Source organism: Psychromonas sp. MME2, assembly GCF_040566515.1.
In the GTDB taxonomy this organism is placed as follows: Bacteria; Pseudomonadota; Gammaproteobacteria; order Enterobacterales; family Psychromonadaceae; genus Psychromonas.
Map to the genome: position 1 here is coordinate 386,469 of NZ_JBEWXI010000015.1, position 20,339 is coordinate 406,807.

Annotated in this window: 17 protein-coding genes and 3 pseudogenes; 10 read left to right on the top strand and 10 right to left on the bottom strand. The window is 39.1% G+C overall.

Annotated features, from left to right (window positions below):
* Nucleotides 1–27: 27 nt before the first annotated feature.
* From hsdR to darG, 6 genes and pseudogenes are all read left to right on the top strand, one after another.
* Nucleotides 28–2,493, top strand: a complete 2,466-nt coding sequence (gene hsdR / locus AB1A03_RS17170; protein WP_354625808.1) for an EcoAI/FtnUII family type I restriction enzme subunit R — start codon at nucleotides 28–30, stop codon at nucleotides 2,491–2,493.
* A gap of 45 nt (nucleotides 2,494–2,538) precedes the next feature.
* Nucleotides 2,539–4,021: pseudogene (locus AB1A03_RS17175) on the top strand (N-6 DNA methylase).
* Complete coding sequence (locus AB1A03_RS17180) at nucleotides 4,021–5,733, top strand: restriction endonuclease subunit S (protein ID WP_354625809.1); 1,713 nt, start codon at nucleotides 4,021–4,023, stop codon at nucleotides 5,731–5,733. Before AB1A03_RS17175 ends, AB1A03_RS17180 begins: the two are co-directional and overlap by 1 nt.
* Before the next feature lie 2 nt (nucleotides 5,734–5,735).
* The gene (locus AB1A03_RS17185) at nucleotides 5,736–5,870 is read left to right on the top strand and encodes a hypothetical protein (protein ID WP_354625811.1); all 135 of its coding nucleotides are present in this window, start codon (nucleotides 5,736–5,738) and stop codon (nucleotides 5,868–5,870) included.
* Nucleotides 5,871–5,882: 12 nt separating this feature from the next.
* Nucleotides 5,883–6,562 (top strand): annotated as a pseudogene (gene darT / locus AB1A03_RS17190) (type II toxin-antitoxin system toxin DNA ADP-ribosyl transferase DarT).
* Nucleotide 6,563: 1 nt separating this feature from the next.
* Complete coding sequence (gene darG, locus AB1A03_RS17195) at nucleotides 6,564–7,601, top strand: type II toxin-antitoxin system antitoxin DNA ADP-ribosyl glycohydrolase DarG (protein ID WP_354625812.1); 1,038 nt, start codon at nucleotides 6,564–6,566, stop codon at nucleotides 7,599–7,601.
* Nucleotides 7,602–9,009: 1,408 nt separating this feature from the next.
* On the opposite strand, the gene AB1A03_RS17200 is transcribed toward darG, so the two are convergent.
* Nucleotides 9,010–9,414, bottom strand: a complete 405-nt coding sequence (locus tag AB1A03_RS17200) for a GFA family protein (protein WP_354625813.1) — start codon at nucleotides 9,412–9,414, stop codon at nucleotides 9,010–9,012.
* 239 nt (nucleotides 9,415–9,653) lie between these two features.
* On the opposite strand from AB1A03_RS17200, the gene AB1A03_RS17205 reads away from it, so the two are divergent.
* Complete coding sequence (locus tag AB1A03_RS17205; protein ID WP_354625814.1) at nucleotides 9,654–9,827, top strand: hypothetical protein; 174 nt, start codon at nucleotides 9,654–9,656, stop codon at nucleotides 9,825–9,827.
* 13 nt (nucleotides 9,828–9,840) lie between these two features.
* On the opposite strand, the gene AB1A03_RS17210 is transcribed toward AB1A03_RS17205, so the two are convergent.
* From AB1A03_RS17210 to lrp, 3 genes are all read right to left on the bottom strand, one after another.
* A complete protein-coding gene (locus AB1A03_RS17210) occupies nucleotides 9,841–11,091 on the bottom strand; it encodes an MATE family efflux transporter (RefSeq protein ID WP_354625815.1) in 1,251 nt (416 codons plus the stop codon).
* 8 nt (nucleotides 11,092–11,099) lie between these two features.
* Entirely contained in the window at nucleotides 11,100–11,306 is a 207-nt protein-coding gene (locus tag AB1A03_RS17215; RefSeq protein ID WP_354625816.1) for a hypothetical protein, read from the bottom strand.
* A gap of 122 nt (nucleotides 11,307–11,428) precedes the next feature.
* Entirely contained in the window at nucleotides 11,429–11,911 is a 483-nt protein-coding gene (lrp, locus tag AB1A03_RS17220; protein WP_354625817.1) for a leucine-responsive transcriptional regulator Lrp, read from the bottom strand.
* 157 nt (nucleotides 11,912–12,068) lie between these two features.
* On the opposite strand from lrp, the gene ald reads away from it, so the two are divergent.
* Nucleotides 12,069–13,184, top strand: a complete 1,116-nt coding sequence (gene ald / locus AB1A03_RS17225; RefSeq protein ID WP_354625818.1) for an alanine dehydrogenase — start codon at nucleotides 12,069–12,071, stop codon at nucleotides 13,182–13,184.
* A gap of 47 nt (nucleotides 13,185–13,231) precedes the next feature.
* Here ald and gcvT read toward each other — a convergent pair whose 3' ends face one another.
* Nucleotides 13,232–14,350 (bottom strand): glycine cleavage system aminomethyltransferase GcvT, encoded by a 1,119-nt coding sequence (gene gcvT / locus AB1A03_RS17230; protein ID WP_354625819.1) that lies wholly within the window; start codon nucleotides 14,348–14,350, stop codon nucleotides 13,232–13,234.
* 415 nt (nucleotides 14,351–14,765) lie between these two features.
* On the opposite strand from gcvT, the gene gcvH reads away from it, so the two are divergent.
* Together gcvH and gcvP are read left to right on the top strand one after the other, a co-directional pair.
* Complete coding sequence (gcvH, locus tag AB1A03_RS17235) at nucleotides 14,766–15,155, top strand: glycine cleavage system protein GcvH (protein ID WP_354625820.1); 390 nt, start codon at nucleotides 14,766–14,768, stop codon at nucleotides 15,153–15,155.
* A 109-nt stretch (nucleotides 15,156–15,264) separates the two neighbouring features.
* A pseudogene (gene gcvP / locus AB1A03_RS17240) lies at nucleotides 15,265–18,155 on the top strand (aminomethyl-transferring glycine dehydrogenase).
* 166 nt (nucleotides 18,156–18,321) lie between these two features.
* Here the strand turns inward: gcvP and AB1A03_RS17245 are convergent.
* The 5 genes from AB1A03_RS17245 to AB1A03_RS17265 form a co-directional block, all read right to left on the bottom strand.
* Nucleotides 18,322–18,465 carry a hypothetical protein gene (locus tag AB1A03_RS17245; RefSeq protein ID WP_354625821.1) on the bottom strand — a complete coding sequence of 48 codons (144 nt, stop codon included), beginning with the start codon at nucleotides 18,463–18,465 and terminating at the stop codon, nucleotides 18,322–18,324.
* The gene (locus tag AB1A03_RS17250) at nucleotides 18,462–18,860 is read right to left on the bottom strand and encodes a diguanylate cyclase domain-containing protein (protein ID WP_354625822.1); all 399 of its coding nucleotides are present in this window, start codon (nucleotides 18,858–18,860) and stop codon (nucleotides 18,462–18,464) included. Before AB1A03_RS17250 ends, AB1A03_RS17245 begins: the two co-directional genes overlap by 4 nt.
* A gap of 244 nt (nucleotides 18,861–19,104) precedes the next feature.
* Nucleotides 19,105–19,518, bottom strand: a complete 414-nt coding sequence (locus AB1A03_RS17255; RefSeq protein WP_354625823.1) for a response regulator — start codon at nucleotides 19,516–19,518, stop codon at nucleotides 19,105–19,107.
* Entirely contained in the window at nucleotides 19,519–19,677 is a 159-nt protein-coding gene (locus AB1A03_RS17260) for a hypothetical protein (RefSeq protein ID WP_354625824.1), read from the bottom strand.
* A 317-nt stretch (nucleotides 19,678–19,994) separates the two neighbouring features.
* A partial coding sequence (locus AB1A03_RS17265; RefSeq protein ID WP_354625825.1) for a hypothetical protein occupies nucleotides 19,995–20,339 on the bottom strand: 345 nt, incomplete at its 5' end.

A 20,339-nucleotide genomic window follows, 5' to 3' on the forward strand; every position in this document is an offset into this window, starting at 1 on the left:
TATAGCTTACATAGGTGGTTTTACTTCATGCAAAACAACACGATAAACAAAGCAAAGCTGACAGAAACAGACATCATCACCAAATTCATTCTTCCAAGCATTAAAGATGCGGGTTGGGATGATATGACGCAAATACGCCAAGAGGTGAAACTGCGTGATGGTAAAGTGATTGTGCGTGGTCAACTGGGCATGCGCCAAACGGTAAAATCTGCTGATATTGTGTTGTATCACAAACCAAGCCAACCACTGGCTGTGATTGAAGCTAAAGCCAACAAACACGATGTGGGTAAAGGCATTCAACAAGGTTTAGATTACGCACGTTTATTAGAAGTGCCGTTTATCTTTGCCTCTAACGGTGATGGTTATATCTTTCATGATAAAACTAACCTACAGCAACTAGAAACAGAAATCAGCCTTGAACAGTTCCCATCGCATGAAGAGCTATGGCACAAATACTGTATCTGGAAAGGTTACAAATCAGAACACCTTCCTGTTATCACGCAAGATTACCATGATGATGGCAGCGGTAAATCACCACGTTATTACCAACTACAAGCGATTAATAAAACGGTTGAGGCAGTCGCACAAGGTAAAGACCGAATTCTATTGGTGATGGCAACGGGCACAGGTAAAACTTATACCGCCTTTCAAATAATTTGGCGCTTATGGAAAGCAAAAGCCAAAAAACGTATCCTATTTTTAGCCGATAGAAACATCTTAGTTGACCAAACCAAGACCAATGACTTTCAGCCCTTTGGTCAAGCGATGACCAAAATAACAGGGCGTAAAGTTGACCCTGCTTACGAGATACATTTAGCGTTATACCAAGCCTTAACGGGCCCCGAAGAATACCAAAAAGCTTTTAAGCAAGTTGACCCAGACTTCTTTGATTTAATCATCATTGACGAATGTCACCGTGGTAGCGCCGCAGATGACAGTGCATGGCGTGAAATACTCGAATACTTTAACTCTGCAACACAAATTGGTTTAACGGCCACGCCAAAAGAGACAGATGAAGTCTCTAACATCGATTACTTTGGTGAGCCTACTTACTGTTACACCCTTAAAGAAGGCATTGATGATGGCTTTTTAGCCCCTTACAAAGTGGTACGTGTTGATATTGATGTTGACCTGCAAGGCTGGCGACCAACCAAAGGGCAAACCGATAAAAATGGTGAGCTAATTGATGATCGCATCTATAACCAAAAAGATTTTGACCGTACCTTAGTCATTGATGAGCGTACACAGTTAGTGGCTGAAACCATTACCAGTTACCTAAAACGTACCGACCCAATGGCAAAAACTATTATCTTTTGTAACGATATTAATCACGCTGAACGTATGCGCAGAGCATTAGTTAACCTTAATCCTGAGCAAGTCGCTAAAAACGAAAAATATGTGATGAAAATTACCGGCGATGATGAAATAGGTAAAGCCCAACTAGATAACTTTATTAACCCTAAAAAGGCCTACCCTGTTATCGCAACGACTTCTGAGTTAATGACAACAGGGGTTGACGCTAAAACCTGTAAATTAGTGGTACTTGATCAAAACATAAAATCGATGACTAAATTTAAGCAGATCATTGGTCGTGGAACGCGTATTGATGATCGCTTCGGTAAACTGTGGTTCACCATTTTAGACTTTAAAAAAGCCACCGAACTGTTTGCCGATGATGATTTTGATGGTGAGCCAGTGCAGGTGATGACCCCAACAGCCGAAGATATTATTGATGGCACGGGCGACATTGATAGCACAACAGAGCAAGAAGATGAGCAAATCAGTGAAAATGACTCACCAGATTACGATGCAACAACAGTTGAAAACACAGGCGATGAAAGTAATGAACAGCCACCAAAGAATGAAGATTGGGGTGAAATAGCTAGTGGTGATGATGAAGAGCCACGTTTTATTAAATTCCATGTATCAGGCGTCACCGTTAAAAAAATGGCAGAGCGTGTGCAGTATTACGACAGTGATGGTGGCTTAGTCACCGAGTCATTTAAAGACTACATCCGTAAAACCATGCAATCGCAATTTAGCTCGCTAGATGACTTTGTTAAACGCTGGAACGATGCTGAGCGAAAACAAATCGTGATTGATGAACTTGAACAAGCGGGCATTATTTGGAAAGCACTTGAAGAGGAAGTCGGCGTCGATCTCGATCCCTTTGATATGATTTGCCATGTTGTTTACGACCAACCCGCTTTAACGCGCAAAGAACGTGCAAACAACGTCAAAAAGCGTAACTATTTCACTAAATATTCGGACACAGCACAAACCGTGTTAGATAATCTCCTCACCAAATACGCGAATGTGGGCGTACAAGAAATTGAGTCAAAAGATGCGCTCAAAGTACAGCCTTTCACAGATATTGGTAGACCGCTTGAAATAAAGAAAAAAGTGTTTGGCGGTAAATCAAAGTACGAGCAAGCCATTAAGGAGCTGGAATCTGAAATTTATCAGCGTCCACCAAAGCAACAAACAGCATAAAGTTAAACATTTATCGTCATATTCGCATCAAACAAAGAGAAAACTATGTCAATCAGTTCAGTTATTAAATCAATTCAAGACATCATGCGTAAAGACGCAGGGATAGATGGTGATGCACAGCGTTTAGGGCAAATGTCATGGTTACTATTTTTAAAAGTATTTGATGCACAAGAAGAAGAGCTTGAAGATGAACTAGACAATTATAAAGCGCCTATTCCAGAGCAATTTTTATGGCGTAACTGGGCTGAAGATGCTGAAGGTATCACGGGTGATTCATTGCTTGATTTTGTTAATGACGAGCTGTTTCCAAACCTTAAAAACTTAACAGCACCACTAGACTTAAACCCGCGTGGTTACGTGGTGAAAGCCGCGTTCAGTGATGCCTTTAACTACATGAAAAACGGCACGCTGTTACGTCAGGTGATTAACAAGTTGAATGAAATTGATTTCACCGACTCGCAAGAGCGTCACATGTTTGGTGATATCTACGAACAGATTTTAAAAGACTTACAAAGTGCAGGTAACGCTGGTGAATTCTATACACCACGTGCCATTACTAAGTTTATTGTTAAAGTGACCGACCCAAAACTAAACGAGTCTATTATTGACCCTGCTTGCGGTACAGGTGGCTTCTTAGCGTGTTCGTTTGACCATGTAAAAGATAACTACGTGAAAAACAGTAGTGACCATCAAGCATTACAAAAACAGATCCACGGTGTCGAGAAGAAGCAACTACCACACCTATTATGTACCACCAACATGATGTTGCATGGCATTGAAGTACCCGTGCAAGTAAAGCATGGCAACACCTTAAACAAACCGCTTGCCAACTGGGATGAATCCTTTGATGTGATTGTTACTAACCCGCCATTTGGTGGCACAGAAGAAGACGGTATCGAGAAGAACTTCCCAAGTGAGTTCCAAACCCGTGAAACAGCCGATCTATTCTTACAGCTGATTATTGAAGTGCTAAAGGATGGCGGACGTGCTGCCGTGGTATTACCCGATGGCACACTGTTTGGTGAAGGCGTAAAAACTAAAATCAAAAAGCTATTAACTGAAGAGTGTAACTTACACACTATTGTGCGTTTACCCAATGGTGTGTTTAACCCTTACACGGGCATTAAAACTAATATCCTCTTCTTCACCAAAGGTACACCGACCAAAGATGTATGGTTTTACGAGCACCCGTACCCAGAGGGCGTGAAAAACTATAATAAAACCAAACCGATGAAGTTTGAAGAGTTCCAAACAGAGTTAGATTGGTGGGGCAATGAACAAGATGGCTTTGCTTCACGTGTTGAAAACAACCAAGCGTGGAAAGTATCCGTTGATGACATCATTAAACGTAACTTTAATTTAGATATTAAAAATCCCTACCAAGGTGAAGTGGTTAACCACGACCCAGCAACTGTTAGCAGAGTACCAAACACAGCAAACAGAAATCAGTGAACTGCGACACCAGCTTAAAACCATTTTAGGTGATGCCTTAAGTTCAAATAAAGAATCTTCAGGCGAGGTTAAGTAATGCAGATTGAAAACTTAATCACCGAGCATATTGAAACGTGGACATCTGCCGTAAAGAAAAAAAATGCAACAGGGCGCGGTTCTAGCAAGAAGATAGAACTGTATGGTATTAAGAAACTACGTGAGTTGATTTTAGAGTTAGCGGTACGTGGTAAATTAGTGCCACAGGATGCAAGTGAGGAACCAGCTTCTGTTTTGCTTGATCGTATTGCAGAAGAAAGAGCATTGTTAATTAAAAATAAAACGATTAAAAAACCAAAGACACTTGGTGATATTTCAATAAAAGAATTACCGTTTGTATTACCTTTGGGTTGGCAGTGGGCTCACAATATTGAACTGTTCACACTTACTAAAGGCAAAAAACCAAAAGAGCTATCGGATACCTTATCCAAGTTCCCATATTTAGATATTGAAGCGTTAGATAGGCACAACATTAGAAAATATACCAATGATGAAAAGTGCCCTATGTCCAAAGAGAACGACCTTCTAGTTGTTTGTGATGGTTCTCGTAGTGGACTAATTCTTAATGGTAAAATAGGTGTTATAGGTTCGACAATTGCTAGAATAGATACCTATAAATCTGTAAAAAATTATATTCAGTTATATTTCAAACAAGCATTTACGCGTCTAAATTCCTCAATGAAAGGTGCTGCTATACCTCATTTAGACACAAAACAGCTCAGAGAAGACTTTCTAGCTTTGCCACCACTAAACGAGCAACACCGCATCGTAGCGAAAGTAGATGAACTAATGTTGTTATGTGACCAGCTTGAACAGCAAACAGAATCGAGTATTGATGCCCACAAAACCTTAGTTGAAGTGCTGTTAAACACCTTAACGGATGCAAAAGATGCTACCGAGTTACAAACAAACTGGGCACGCGTGAGTGCGTTTTTCGATACCCTGTTCACCACAGAGCACAGCATCGACCAACTAAAACAAACCATCCTACAACTCGCCGTGATGGGCAAACTGGTTCCACAAGACCCAAGCGATGAACCTGTAAGTGAATTAATTGATAAAATATATAAAGAGCAATTCTCACGTAAATTAAACAGCAAAGAAAAGTTAGCCGTTGAAAATGAATATGAGTATGCAAGAAATACAATCATTAATAATCGAGTATTAGTAAAAGCTAGATTTATCTGTGATTTCATTACAAAAGGAACAACACCGTCTAAACCTGAGCTATTAGATGACGGTGCCGTTCCATTTTTAAAAGTTTATAACATTGTAAAAAACACATTAGATTTCGCATATAAACCCATATTTATTTCGAAAGATACACACACAGGTAAACTAAATCGATCAAGAGTTTTTCCTGGTGATGTCATCATGAACATTGTCGGTCCACCATTAGGAAAAGTCGCCATTATTTCAAATGAGTATCCAGAATGGAATATGAATCAAGCATTAGCAGTATTTAGACCTTTAGCAGGTATTAATTCTCAGTATCTATATTTCATATTACCAACTGACTCTATTTTGTCCTCTGTCTTAAATGAAGTTAAAGGTACAGCTGGTCAAGATAACCTTTCACTTGAGCAATGTAGAGATTTGCAAATACCAATCCCATCAATAAACGAACAGAATAGAATAGTGTCTAAAGTTAAAGAGTTAATGGCAATCTGCGACCAACTAAAATCACAACTCAACCAAGCGCAACAAACTCAGCTTAACCTCACTGATGCAATAATAGATAAGGCAGTATAACCATGAGCAAAATCTATAATGTCTATTGTGATGAGTCATGTCATCTTGAAAATGACGGTATTAAATCGATGTCTTTGGGGGCAATGTGGTGCCCGCTGGATAAACGTGCTGAAATTGCTAAACGCATTAGGAGTTAGCACATAATGACGATGCCACGCCCTGTTCGAATATTTCATATCACCGCGATTGATAACTTAGATCTCATTTGTGAGCAGGGGGCATTAGTTTGCAAATCGTTAAGTGAACAGCAAGGTGTTGAGTATCACAACATTGCGCATGGCGGTGCACAAGGTATTCGCTCAAATAAACAAACGCCGAATCCACCGGGTGGATTAATACATGATTTTGTTCCCTTTATTTTGCACCTCGTTCACCGATGTTATCGGCAATTCACAATGGTCAGGTGCAAGGTTGTTTGTATGATCAAACAGCTATTATCTATTTTGAAACGACAATAGAAATTGCGTATCAGAATGGATTACAGGATTTTGTATTTTATGATCGTAACGCAACCAAAGCTTACAGTCAGGATTGTACAGATTTACAAAAACTGAAAGATATAGTTGATTGGCAGACATTGACTGAAAATCCTACGTTAGATGGATTTTGTAAGTACTTTTTTGATAAGCATAACGAGCCTCGCTATGTTGATAGAATGGAAAAAAGACAGGCTGAATTTTTGATTAAAGAGCAAGTTCCGCTCAATTGGATGACACGTATTGGTGTGATCGATACAAACCGAGCGCAACAAGTTAATGCCATTTTGGCTAAACATAACGTAAACTTAACGGTAGATGTAATGACAGATTGGTATTTTTTAGGGCAATAACATGGCAATTGATTCAGTAACAGGCAACCTTTTAAAACAGCACGATGTTGATGCAATCGTTAACACTGTCAACTGTGTCGGCGTGATGGGAAAAGGTATTGCTTTACAATTTAAGAAACAATGGCCGGCAAATTTTAAAGCTTATGCAACGGCTTGTAAAAATGAACAAGTGAAACTAGGCAGCATGTTTATTTATGAACTCGGTACATTAGCAACGCCTAAATATATAGTCAACTTCCCAACCAAAGGGCATTGGCGCAGTGCTTCAAGATTGATTGATATTGAAAGGGGTTTACAAGATTTAGCAAAGAAAATCACACAGCTGGGTATCACATCAATTGCAATTCCACCCATTGGTTGTGGTCTCGGAGGTTTGTCTTGGTCAGAAGTAAAACCGCTTATCGTGAAGTATTTAGGTAGCCTTGAACATGTAGACGTTCGATTATTTGAACCAAACGAAGCAATCGGCGCAACAGAAATGCTAAACAATACCAAAAAACCGAAAATGACGGCAGGTCGTGCAGCTATTCTTACTTTGTTAGAAACGTATCAAGCGGTCAATTATGGTTTATCTAAGATTGAAGTACAAAAACTCGCTTATTTTTTGCAAGAGGCGGGCGAAAACTTAAAACTTAATTTCATAAAACACAACTTCGGCCCATACGCAGATGCACTACGTCATGCATTAAATACAATGGATGGTCATTATATAAAAGGTGTTGGAGATGGGGTTGTTGAATCACAAATCACGCCCGTTGATGAAGCACTTGAAAGTGCAAAACAGTTTTTAGCTGAATCTAACACAGATATAAATGAACGAATAAGTAGAGTAAGCGAACTGATTGAAGGTTATCAATCCCCTTATGGTGTAGAGCTATTATCTACAGTACATTGGGTTGCAAAACATGAAAATTGCCACAATGCTAATGACGCTTTTCATGCAATTCAACATTGGAATTTACGTAAAAAACAGCTTATGTCTGAAAAACATGTGCAAGCAGCGTGGGATCATTTGACTGCAACAGGATGGGTTAATTAGATAGTTTTTCAATACAAAACAGTTATATAAGCACCTGGCAAGTTAAACGTAAAACAGCGGCAGGGTGGGTAAACTATTCTTAAAAAGAATAACCAAACAGAGTTAGCGTTCAGCACCTTATTACATTATTTAGATGAAATAAAACCTGTATTGCATTGGTTGTATCAACCAATTTCAGGTGAATACCCGCTAAATTTTATTAAAGCAATTCAACCAATATTTTGTGCGCATTCGATTGTCATTGCTGACACAAACCAAACACTATTAGACATTATTGATCATGTTTGCCGAAGTCTTACCATTAAGCCAAACATTAATGGTTATCACATTGGAAAATTAAACAGAGCATTTAAGCAGTTGCAAACTTTACCTAAAAGAACTCGGTTCAAATAATTATGAAAATGATGATTTCAAATATAATTTACATGAGTTACTAATGATACCTGATAGGCACTCAGTGAATTAACTGAACAGTTATCGAGTTTTAATTAAGAAATGGATCATGCTGCCATTCATTTATTGTCTGCATTATATTCTGAAGCAAGCATTATTGTTGCAAGCAAAAGTGAACAGAATTATCAATCAGCAATGAGTTGACTGACCAACTTTATAATTACATAAACTTAGGGTTGCAACGAAATTTGCAAACAAGCTTACCCAAGAAATCGGATTGCATAGCTGTTAATGATATTAGAGAAAGCTGTGAACCAAATTGGCAAAGCCATATTGCACAACAGCAAAAAAGTTGTCAGAAATATTTTCGTATTATTTTGGAAGGTTAAAAGTTTAACTAATCAGAGAATTTGAAAGCAATTTTCCTAAACCATATTTTCTAATAATTTAGTCGCGTAGCTTTTATTAGTTAGGGCGAATGCCTTAATGACGCGTTAGATTTTAACACAGAGCGCCTAAATATTATTCAAACTGTTAGTTAGTGCCAATAACGACAAGGGTTTCAGAGGATAATTGGTTAAGAGGAATGATTGCAACAAACTGATAAATAGCGATTTATTGAGTTATTTAGTAAACAAATCGAAGCCAGTCTAATAGAAATGATCCAGTGCTAAATTTCCATAGCGTATTTTAGGCATTACCAACCAGATAAGTAAGAACAACAGCAAGCTGCGAAAAATATTATATAACAGTATGTTATACATTTTATGTTAAATAGCATTATGTTCAATAGTACGAAACCCAAGACTAGATCGAGCTAAAGTTAAACTTTAAATAACATAGCTTTGTTATCGTATTTAACATAATATACATTATGCGCAGTTGTTGGTGTTGCCGATACAATATGTTTTATAAGTAACATCTCGTATTATTAGCATGTTTGTGAATACTCAAATTGAAATTTATTAGTAAGTAACTATTCATTAAATGCCTTAATTAAAAATAACACGGATGGTTAAAGAAATTTATCTACTTTAATGGCTTTAATACCTGATTTATGCCACTGAGTTTGTTCCGAGCAAAAAATTTGCGCGTCTACTCTTTTCGTTGGTTCTGTGTTTAAGCTTCCTGCTGGAACAAGTAAATATCTACCGCTTTGTGACAAAAATGGTAAAGCTGAGCCACAAACAAGACAAAAGTTTTTAGAAAATGAACGCGTTGGATGGATAAAACGCTTTATTTTATCCTGTCCAGCAATCCAACGTATATTATCAGGCTCAGTAAATAAATTGGATGCATGTGCTGAACCGGTTAGTTTTCTACATTGTTCACAATGACAAAAATAAAAGTGACTAAAGTTATCTTCAACAGCAAAACTGACCGCACCACAGCAGCATCCACCTGTTAATTCTTTATTCATATTAGGACTCCATATTATGTTGCAAAGCCTGAGAAGCTGGTTTGAACTATCAATCATTAATAAACTATTAGTGACAATATCTGAGATACAATTACTAATATAAAGTATATCCGTGCGCCCTATTAAAAATCTACCTCGGGTTAATTACTTCGAACTCGATACACTTGTTCTTGCAGACTTTGTATCTTGAAGTATTATGACCGCAAAGTGCAGTATAACGATATTAATGGAGATAGCGAATGTCTGAAAAAGTAATAAAATTTGAATTTGAAAAACATAATAAGAATAGCATTCGCTATAAAGAAGTCCCTGAAGATGGCATGCCTCCTATTTTAGGCTCGATTTATGTGCAAAAGTGGTTTGCTGGCGAGAATGAACAGATTGAAGTTACCATTAAGACTAAAAGTAAATAAATCAAAACGTGTTTTATTTCCTCGATTTTTCAGCAGGTTCAGTGATCATACTTTCTTCACTATCTGCGCACATATAGGCTCGGCTAGAGCAAAATGGTGTTAATGGTAAAGCTGAATTTAATGGCTGTTCATCTTCCTCGGTTATAGATGGTTTTGCATCACTCTCTAAATGATGCAACACACGTTGCGCCCAGAACCAAGCTAACAGTCCGAAAATTATCGAACCAATAGCCTGCCCAGTTATAACGCCAATAGCACCAAACCATTGACCACCAAAATATACAAATGGAATAGTACCAATCGTTGCTTTTCCTATATTCATAATGGTTGATGTTGTTGGATAGCCTAGATTATTAAATGCAGCATTCGCGATAAAAAGAATGCCATTAAAGGTAAAGGAGACACATATCCATGTGCAATAAAAACGGATTAACTCAGCCCCGTCAGCTTGTGCACCAAATAGCTGAATAATCAGGTTTTGGCTAAGATAAATAATTAACGCAAGCAAAATAACATAACAGGATGTAAATTGTATGGCACGCGTTAAGCTTAATTTCACGCGATCATATAAAAGCGCCCCATAGTTTTGCCCAATAATAGGACCAACAGCACCAGACATGGCGAAAATCATGCCAAAGGCAACTGGTATCAATCGTCCAATAATCGCCCAACCAGCGACGTAACTATCACCAAAGGATGCAATCGTCATCGTGACATAAGCGTTACCTAATGGTGTTGCGACATTGGTTATCATAGCCGGGATAGCAATATTAAAGATCTCTCTTTGATCCGTTAGCCATAATTTATAGCGGAATCGACTAATTAATTGATGTTTAACCATAACCCCATACAGTGCAACCCAAGCAACCGCAAAACGTGCGACAACGGATGCAGCCGCTGCACCATGCAGCCCTAAACCAAAAGTAAAGATAAACAGCGGATCCAAAATGGCATTAACACCGCCGCCAGCTAAGGTTGATAGCATTGCCCTTTTCGCATCACCGACGGAACGTAACGCTGCGCCAGCACTCATCGCCACACCTAAAACAGGCAATGACGGAAGTAATATACGCAGGTAGTCAACGGCAAAAGCGTGTGTTAGGCCGCGCGCACCAATTAAAGTAAGTAGTTCAGGTGTAAAATACCATGCGATTGCAGCGACAATAGCGCTAATAATAAAGCCCGTAACCATAATATTAATGACTAATTGGCATGCTTTTTTACAATCTTGCTGCCCTATCGCTTTTGATACTAAGGCACTCATTGTTATGGCTAAACCGATTGAAATCGACGTTGTAAAAAATGCGATTGTCCGGCATACCCCACTGCGGCTGCCAGTTCAATTTCGCCTAATAAACTGATAAAAAATAGATCTGCAAGGTCAACAAGAAATAATGCAGTTAAGCCAATGGCATTGGTTGATGACATAACAACAATATGCTGAAAAATATTACCAGTGACGAATTTGCCTTTTTGCATGACGAAGGTTTATCCCTTTAGGTGTACTTGAACTAAAAAATTTGAATTGCAATTAACGAAGATGTAATAAATCAGATATTAAACAAATATAGCATCGCTTAATGGATAAGAAAGCATTTAGACTATTTAGGAATATTGATAGAGGTTAAGTATTTAACCTCTTCCATGACCACATAAGTACGAGAATCTTTGATATCCGGTAATGAAAGCAACGTTTGGTTTAAAACTTTACGATAAGCAGACATATTAGCAACACGGGTTTTTAATAAATAGTCAAAATCACCAGAGACAAGATGGCATTCCAAGATTTCATCGATTTGGTTAGCTGCACGATTAAATCGCTCAAATACATCCGCACTGCTTCTATTTAATGATATTTCGATATAAACCAGCATCGCGGCATCAAGATATTGCGGGTCTAATAACGCAGTATAGGATTTAATAACCCCCTGCTTTTCTAGCCGTTTTACCCGTTCTAAACAAGGGGTAGGACTTAAACCAATCCTTTTCGCTAATTCCACATTGGATATTCGGCCATCATTTTGCAACTCTCGTAAAATGTGTTTATCGAACCTATCTAGAGTCATCATCTGATTGATTTTCATAATTCAGTCTATTCCACTATAAATATCTATTTTTTTAAAATTATATGCTGAAAATGAAATAAATAAACAAAAAATAAAGACAAAAACACCAACAAATCTATTCTAATATATACAGACGTTGAATCATCCGTGTTCATATAGTTAAAAGGAAATAATTATGTTTATTGGTGTACCTAAAGAAATTAAAAACCATGAATACCGTGTTGGCATGACGCCTGCCAGTGTGCGTGAACTTGTACAAAATGGCCACGATGTTCTAGTACAAAAAGATGCGGCGGTTGGGATTGGCTTTAGCGATGCAGATTATATCGACGCTGGCGCGACCATTGCGCAAGATGCAGCCTCTATTTTTGCAGCAGTTGATATGATTGTGAAAGTTAAAGAGCCACAACCGTCTGAATGTGCAATGTTACGTCCAGATCAAATTTTATTTACCTATCTTCACCTCGCCCCTGATTTACAACAAACCGAACTGTTACTCAAATCTGGTGCGATTTGTATTGCCTATGAAACGGTTACCGATAATAAAGGTGGTTTACCCTTGCTAGCTCCCATGTCCGAAGTGGCTGGACGTATGTCTATCCAAGCGGGCGCGCAGGCATTGGAAAAATCTAATGGTGGACGGGGTATCTTGTTAGGCGGAGTCCCTGGCGTAGCACCTGCTAAAGTGGTTGTGATTGGTGGCGGTATGGTAGGCAATAATGCTGCACAAATGGCCGTAGGCTTAGGTGCAGAAGTAACCATTTTAGACCGTAATATTAATACCCTACGAGCTTTAAACATGCAGTTTGGTAATTCAGCGAAAGTGCTTTTTTCAACAACGGAAGTATTAGAGCAAGAGGTGCTTGCTGCCGATTTAGTGATTGGTGCCGTATTGATTCCCGGTGCGGCAGCCCCCAAATTGGTGACTAAAGAACATATCGCAAAAATGAAACCCGGTGCGGCGATTGTTGATGTAGCTATCGATCAAGGGGGCTGTTTTGAAACATCACATGCCACTACCCATCAAGATCCGACCTATATTGTTGATGATGTGGTGCATTACTGTGTCGCTAACATGCCAGGGGCTGTATCACTCACGTCATCATTTGCCCTAAATAATGCAACGCTGCCCTATATTATTAAACTCGCAAATTTAGGTTACAAAAAAGCATTGCAAAGTGATCGCGGATTAATGCAAGGGCTCAATGTTATTTCAGGAAAAATCGCCTGCGAAAGTGTTGCCAAGGCACATAATATGCCCTTTGTTGCACCCGATCTTCTTTTACTGTAACGACACTAACTATATAAAAGGAGCTAAACTAGCTCCTTTTATATGCTTTATCCGCGATAATAACGCTGCGCTACAAAAGGCATTTTTTCAACTTTCATGGCTAATTTCTTACCACGTACTGAGGCATAAAGTTCAGTGCCAAGTTCAATAAATTTACTGTCAAGATAAGCCATCGCAACGGGCATACCCTTGCTTGGTGCAAAGCTACCGCTTGTGACGATACCTATTTCATTATCTTGAGTATCAAAAAGTAGTGTACCTTCGCGCACGGGGGCTTTACTAATACCCAATAAACCAACTCGTTTACGCTTGATTTTTTTTGTTTTTATTTGCGCCAGAATAATATCTGCGCCAAGAAAGCCCCCTGCTCTTTGCCCATCTTCACGACGCACTTTACTCATCGCCCATAACAGACTGGCTTCCACGGGTGTCGTAGTTTGATCAATATCATGACCATACAAACAGAGGCCACACTCCAAACGTAACGAATCACGCGCGCCCAAACCAATCCATTCTACCTCCGAAAATGCCTGTAAAGCACGGGCCAATACCTGCGCATAGTCCGCTGGCACCGATATTTCAAAACCATCTTCACCCGTGTAACCTGAGCGGCTGACGTAACATTCAATATCGAGCAGTTGCATGGTGGTGCAATCCATGAATCGCAACTCATTAACGGCGGGATTAATCTGCGATAATATCTTTGCGGCGAGCGGCCCTTGCAGTGCCAGCAGTGCGCGATCATCTATGACTTCAAGGCGTACATCATTGGGCAAATTTGCCTTTAAGTGATTAATGTCTTGCTTCTTACATGCTGCATTAACCACAATAAAGAGATGGTCGCCAAAATTACTGACCATAAAATCATCAAGGATGCCGCCCTGCTCATTGGTAAAAAAGGCGTAACGTTGCTTGCCCTTCTCTAAATCAACAATATCAACAGGCACTAACGCTTCTAACGCTTGCGCAGCATTTTCACCTATTAAACGTATTTGCCCCATGTGTGACACATCAAATAAACCGGCCTTTTCGCGGCAATGTAAATGCTCTTTAAGTACACCTAATTTATATTGCACGGGCATATCATACCCCGCAAAAGGGACCATTTTTCCGCCCATTTCAATATGTAGTGCGTGCAGTGGGGTTATAAGTAATTGTTCTGACATTGGCAAATACTCCATATAGTGCAATGGTTGAATTAATGGTTAACGTAGTTAGGCGATGGATGAATGTCATGCCCATCAGGTTCGTTCAAAATCTCCTTTTATCTTAAGCATGTTATCGGTAAAAATAACCGTACGGCATAAATAATGAGAATATTCCAAGCGCATAATGATCAGTTTGAATTTTAACAAAAAAGTTACATCACCCCTTTTTTTAGCTAAGATTTATACGATTGTTGTTTAAAATATAACTCACTTAGAAACTGAAAATAACACTTTATGCTTGATTTAGTAAAGCATTTGGAATAATTTCTATTATAAGAAACAGATGTTCGCTTATTTTTACCTGACTTTTTACCACCATTGAAAAATAGATTTCAGCGATGAATACGCTCAATAAATTAGTTAAGGATATGCTATGGAAAGTACATTGAAGTTTACAGAAACACACGAGTGGGCACTTGATAATGGTGATGGCACCATCACGATGGGCATCTCGAACCAAGCACAAAAGTTTTTAGGTGATGTTGTTTTTGTTGATTTACCAGAGGTTGGAGATGAGGTCGATGCTGGAGATAGTTTTTCGCTAGTTGAGTCGGTAAAAGCCGCATCGGATCTTTATGCCCCCGTCTCAGGTGAAATTATCGAAATTAATGAAGAGCTCGAATCAAGTCCCGAGCTAATAAATGAATCCCCCTATTCAGCAGGCTGGATAGTTAAAATTCAACTATCAGATCCAAGCGAGCTCGACGACTTGCTTTCAAGTGAAGAATATTTGGCATTAAACGAGGATGAGGACGAAGACTAATAACGCACTCAATTTATAAATAGTTAGGTGGGATGTATATCAACCCGCCGCTGTTTTCACCCCTATTGCTATCGTTAACGCTGCTCACTGCCACCGTCTAGGAAAGTACATGACCGATACCTCGCTGCTTGATCTATTATCTAATAACAATGAATTCGCCACCCGTCACAACGGACCAGATAGTGAACAACAAAAGGTGATGCTTGAAACCATCGGCGTTGATAGCCTTGATCAACTGATTGAGGAAACTGTGCCTGCTGCGATCCGCTTACCTAAAAAATTGCAACTAGGCAATGCGCAAAGTGAATCGGAGATGCTAACTTCGCTTAAGGAGCTCGCCAGCAAAAATGTCTGTAACCGTAGTTATATCGGGCAAGGTTATTACAACACCTTTACCCCTAATGTGGTGTTGCGCAATGTCTTAGAAAATCCCGGCTGGTATAGCGCCTATACCCCTTATCAGCCTGAAATATCACAGGGGCGTTTAGAATCTCTGCTAAATTATCAACAAATGATCATGGATTTAACCGCCATGGAAATAGCAAATGCTTCATTATTAGATGAAGCAACCGCTGCCGCTGAAGCGATGACCCTTTGTAAACGCGCAGGCAAAAGCAAAAGTAATACCTTTTTTGTCTGTGACGAATTGCACCCACAAACGATTGATGTACTACACACTCGCGCCGAGTATATTGGTTTTGAAATTATCACAGGCGCACTGGATGAAATGGACAAACACGATATATTTGCCGCCATTTTACAATACCCAAGTACCACGGGGAATGTGCAAGATTTAACGGAACTCATTAGCCAAGCACACAGTAAAAATACTTTAGTAGCGGTTGCCACGGATTTACTCGCCTTAACACTGCTCAAAGCGCCCGGTGAAATGGGCGCAGATGTCGTTATTGGTAGTGCACAGCGGTTTGGTGTAGCGATGGGCTTTGGTGGGCCACATGCTGCTTTTATGGCAAGCAAAGATAAATTCAAACGCACCTGCCGGGTCGCATTATTGGCGTTTCTAAAGATAGACGAGGTAATAGCGCCCTGCGCATGGCAATGCAAACACGCGAACAACATATCCGCCGTGAAAAAGCGACCTCTAACATCTGTACGGCACAGGCATTGCTTGCCAATATGGCGGCATTTTATGCAATTTATCATGGTCCCGCAGGCCTGCGTAAAATTGGACGGCGCGTACACCACCTAACGGCGATTCTTGCTGCAGGGTTACAAAGCGAAGGGATCGAACTACAACACGCTCACTTTTTCGATACCTTAACCATCAATTGTCCTGATCACGGCAAAGCGATTTACCATCGTGCACTAGCTAAAGGTATGAATTTACGCAAATTCCCCACCGCAGAATGTGCCCGTACAACTTGGTATCAGTCTCGATGAAACTTCAACCATTAATGATGTCGATGATTTACTACTTACAATAACGGAAAATCACTCCAGAGCGACTTTGCCAACGCTATTAATGCCGATGAATTCGCTGCAATTCCCTTAACTTGTCGCCGCGAGAGTGATTATTTAACGCACCCTGTTTTTAATAGATATCACAGTGAAACGCAAATGATGCGCTATATGAAAAAATTAGAGAATAAAGATTACTCCTTAACACATGGCATGATCCCACTGGGCAGTTGCACCATGAAACTTAATGCAGCCGCTGAAATGTTGCCGATCACCTGGCCTGAATTTTCTCAAATACACCCTTTCGCACCGACCGAGCAAAGTTTCGGTTATCAAGCCTTAGCAGAAAAATTAACGGAGATGTTATGTGAGATTACGGTTACGATGGCTTTTCATTGCAACCCAATTCCGGTGCACAAGGTGAATATGCTGGGTTGATTGCGATTCAACGTTATCACCAAAGTAACGGCCAAGGTCATCGGAATATTTGTTTAATACCCAGCTCTGCCCATGGCACTAATCCCGCCAGTGCCGCCATGGTATCAATGCAGGTTGTGGTTGTTGCCTGTGATCCCTTAGGGAATATCGACCATGCGGATTAAAGGTAAAAATAGAAACGCACCGTGATAATCTCTCATGTATTATGATCACTTATCCTTCAACGCACGGTGTTTATGAAGAAGGGATTCAAGAAGTATGCACATGGGTACACGAGGCAGGTGGTCAAGTTTACCTCGATGGTGCCAACATGAACGCACAAGTTGGGCTAACAAGCCCCGGATTTATTGGCGCTGATGTTTCCCATTTGAACCTGCATAAAACCTTCTGCATTCCCCATGGCGGTGGCGGCCCCGGCGTGGGGCCAATCGGCGTAAAAGCGCACCTCATCCCATTTTTACCCGGACACATTGAAGTGACTGAGTCTGCCGATAATAAACACTATGCCGTTTCCGCAGCGGAACTCGGATCAGCTTCTTTTATTCTGCCAATCTCCTACGCCTATGTTGCCATGATGGGTGAAGCGGGATTAACACAGGCGACTAGGCTTGCCATACTCAATGCCAATTACATTATGGCGCGTTTACGTCCACACTACCCAGTTTTATATCGCGGTAAAGCGGGTCGTGTTGCCCACGAATGTATTATTGATATTCGCCCTATCGAAGCAGCATCGGGCATTTCAGGCGAAGATATTGCCAAACGTTTAATGGACTACGGCTTTCACGCACCAACCATGTCTTTTCCCGTTGCGGGCACATTAATGATAGAACCAACGGAATCGGAGGATTAGCCGAATTAGATAGATTTTGTGATGCCATGATTGCGATTCGCCAAGAAATTGCTCAAGAACTGCAAAGCGGCGTGTGGACAGCTACGGATAACCCATTAACCAATGCCCCTCATACACAGGCCGATTTAATGGATGATATATGGCACACAGTTACAGTAAAGAAGTCGCTTGCTTCCCCACTCAACAGAGTAAAGAGAGCAAATACTGGCCAGCAGTCAATCGCGTTGACAACGTCTTTGGCGACCGCCACCTCTTTCTGCACCTGCCCAAGTATTGACAATTATGAGTAGGGTGAAAAATGGTTGATGACTAGAGCATTACCCCACCTATAAAACTAATTAAATTTTTAATAAATTTTGTGAGTAAGTTTTATCATATTCGCGACTTTCAACTATGAAACTAATTTGTTACGCCCATTGTCTTTTGCAATATACAGTTTTTCATCGGCTAGCGTCATCATTGATTTAAATCTTTTTTTATACCATGAAATAAACCGATGGAAACGGTAACATTAATCTTTACACCATCTTTTTTATATGACGTTGATGCTATTTTTTTTCTCAAGATTTCAAAAACATCAATAGCTTTCTTTAGCGTCAAATCAGAAAGAACAATACAAAACTCCTCTCCACCATTCCTAACAAATAAATATTTTTTTTTCTGAGGCTAGATTTCAAAACTTGGCTAATTAATTTTAAAATATCATCACCAATATCATGGCCATAAGTATCATTAATAAAAATAAGCTTAAAATGATTGATGTTGATCATTGCAAAGATAATAAAATAACTGTTAGAAATAAGTGCAGATTGAGTTAATTCTTTAGACTCGCTTTCTAAAGCACGTCGATTTTTTAGTTGAGTAAGCGGATCAATTGTAGCCTCTATACTTTTTTCTTTTATAGTAGGATCCAGCATTTCGAGCACTTGCATAATTCTAAGAGTTAATTGCTCTTTAACAAAAGGTTTAATAAATGAATTTGCTCCTTTTTTCAAAAATTCAATAGAAAGTTGGCTATTGTAACCATGTGGTGTAACACCAAGAATTCCAAGAGTAGTAGATGGAAATTGCTCTCTTATATCTTCAACAAGCTCTACACCTTGTATTTCTCACTCTATATCAAGATCAATTAAAACAAGTTGAATATCTCGGTGCTCTTTTAATAAAGCTAATGTGTTCTGGGCATTATTACTTTGTAAAGAGTCTAATCCAAATTGCTGTAAATTTTTTGCTAATTTATTACGAAAACTCTCCCGAACCATCAACAATTAATGCCTTACTAAAACTATTTTTATATACGCGCTCAATTAGCCTTGTACTATAAAGAATGTCACTATTGGGTTTTTTGAGTAAATACTCAAAAACACACTTATCTAACAATATCTCTCTGATTTCATTAGAGTACTCTTCTGTATACACAATAGTTGGGATTTCATTTTCAATGAGTAAATCAACTCCCTGCCCATCCATTGCACCTTCAAGATAATAATCAAGCAAAGCAATAAATACATTATCTTTATTAGTTTTTAAGTATGCTTGAAGTTGATGAAAATTAGCTACACTATCTACAGGGTAAGTAAAATTTTCATTTAATTCCTCAATCTTCTTTTTTAATAATTGCGGATTATCTTCTATTAATAATATTTTTTTCATTTAAAAATTACCCGTATCACATAAATCAGTCAAACGCTTTAAATTTCTATCAGCTGTTTCTTTCGTTAAGGTGCGAACTACATTAGGGTACTTTTGGTTTGACCAATATAGTTGCAATGCAGCGATGCTTTGTTTGAGTAATTTTTGTGATAATTTCACATTACTCGCTCTTTGCGTTTCAATACTTTTTTGTATCTTGTTAAGAAAGACTTACCAAAAGTCATACCATAACACTCAAAGGTGAAGATATACATGGCTTGTATAAATCGCTTTTTTTACAGCAGTAAGGTAAATACCAGATAAGTTTTTACTTTTATTTAGAAAAAACTTTAAAATAGCTTCATTTTCAAAGGCAACGGTATACTGCGCAGGTGTCATACCATTGATATATTCAACATTAGGATTAAACCCTTCATCAATAAAAAGGTTTGTGTGTCCCCTATTAGCGATGTTTCTTTAAATACACAACTCTATTTTTACAGATTTTCTAAAACTGAATATTTTGTTTTATAGTCGTCAATGATTGAAAACAGCTCTTTCATCGCTTTATCGTATTTTATATCTCCCTCTCTGTCATCAAACCTTCCTCCTCTATCACAGTTCCACTGGGGGTGTAGACATAACAGATAATTATCAGGGTTTCTTGGGCCGTATATATAAAAGTTATTGATGAGGAAATCATCAAGTTTCCTGGTTAACGGGACAAGAGAATCAAACGATTTCGAGATATTTTCAATAACAAAAGAAATTTTAACTTTTTCTACTTCATACATAAAGTCAGTTAATGGCTCCAAATTTTTGGAGTAATACGCATGATTTAC

Coding starts and splice junctions, on each gene's coding strand:
- AB1A03_RS17200 (WP_354625813.1), bottom strand. CDS start 9,414: ATGAATAAAGAATTAACAGGTGGATGCTGCTGTGGTGCGGTCAGTTTT.
- gcvH (WP_354625820.1), top strand. CDS start 14,766: ATGGAAAGTACATTGAAGTTTACAGAAACACACGAGTGGGCACTTGAT.
- gcvT (WP_354625819.1), bottom strand. CDS start 14,350: ATGTCAGAACAATTACTTATAACCCCACTGCACGCACTACATATTGAA.
- ald (WP_354625818.1), top strand. CDS start 12,069: ATGTTTATTGGTGTACCTAAAGAAATTAAAAACCATGAATACCGTGTT.
- AB1A03_RS17210 (WP_354625815.1), bottom strand. CDS start 11,091: ATGAGTGCCTTAGTATCAAAAGCGATAGGGCAGCAAGATTGTAAAAAA.
- lrp (WP_354625817.1), bottom strand. CDS start 11,911: ATGAAAATCAATCAGATGATGACTCTAGATAGGTTCGATAAACACATT.
- AB1A03_RS17205 (WP_354625814.1), top strand. CDS start 9,654: ATGTCTGAAAAAGTAATAAAATTTGAATTTGAAAAACATAATAAGAAT.
- hsdR (WP_354625808.1), top strand. CDS start 28: ATGCAAAACAACACGATAAACAAAGCAAAGCTGACAGAAACAGACATC.
- AB1A03_RS17180 (WP_354625809.1), top strand. CDS start 4,021: ATGCAGATTGAAAACTTAATCACCGAGCATATTGAAACGTGGACATCT.
- darG (WP_354625812.1), top strand. CDS start 6,564: ATGGCAATTGATTCAGTAACAGGCAACCTTTTAAAACAGCACGATGTT.
- AB1A03_RS17215 (WP_354625816.1), bottom strand. CDS start 11,306: ATGCAAAAAGGCAAATTCGTCACTGGTAATATTTTTCAGCATATTGTT.
- AB1A03_RS17185 (WP_354625811.1), top strand. CDS start 5,736: ATGAGCAAAATCTATAATGTCTATTGTGATGAGTCATGTCATCTTGAA.
- AB1A03_RS17255 (WP_354625823.1), bottom strand. CDS start 19,518: ATGAAAAAAATATTATTAATAGAAGATAATCCGCAATTATTAAAAAAG.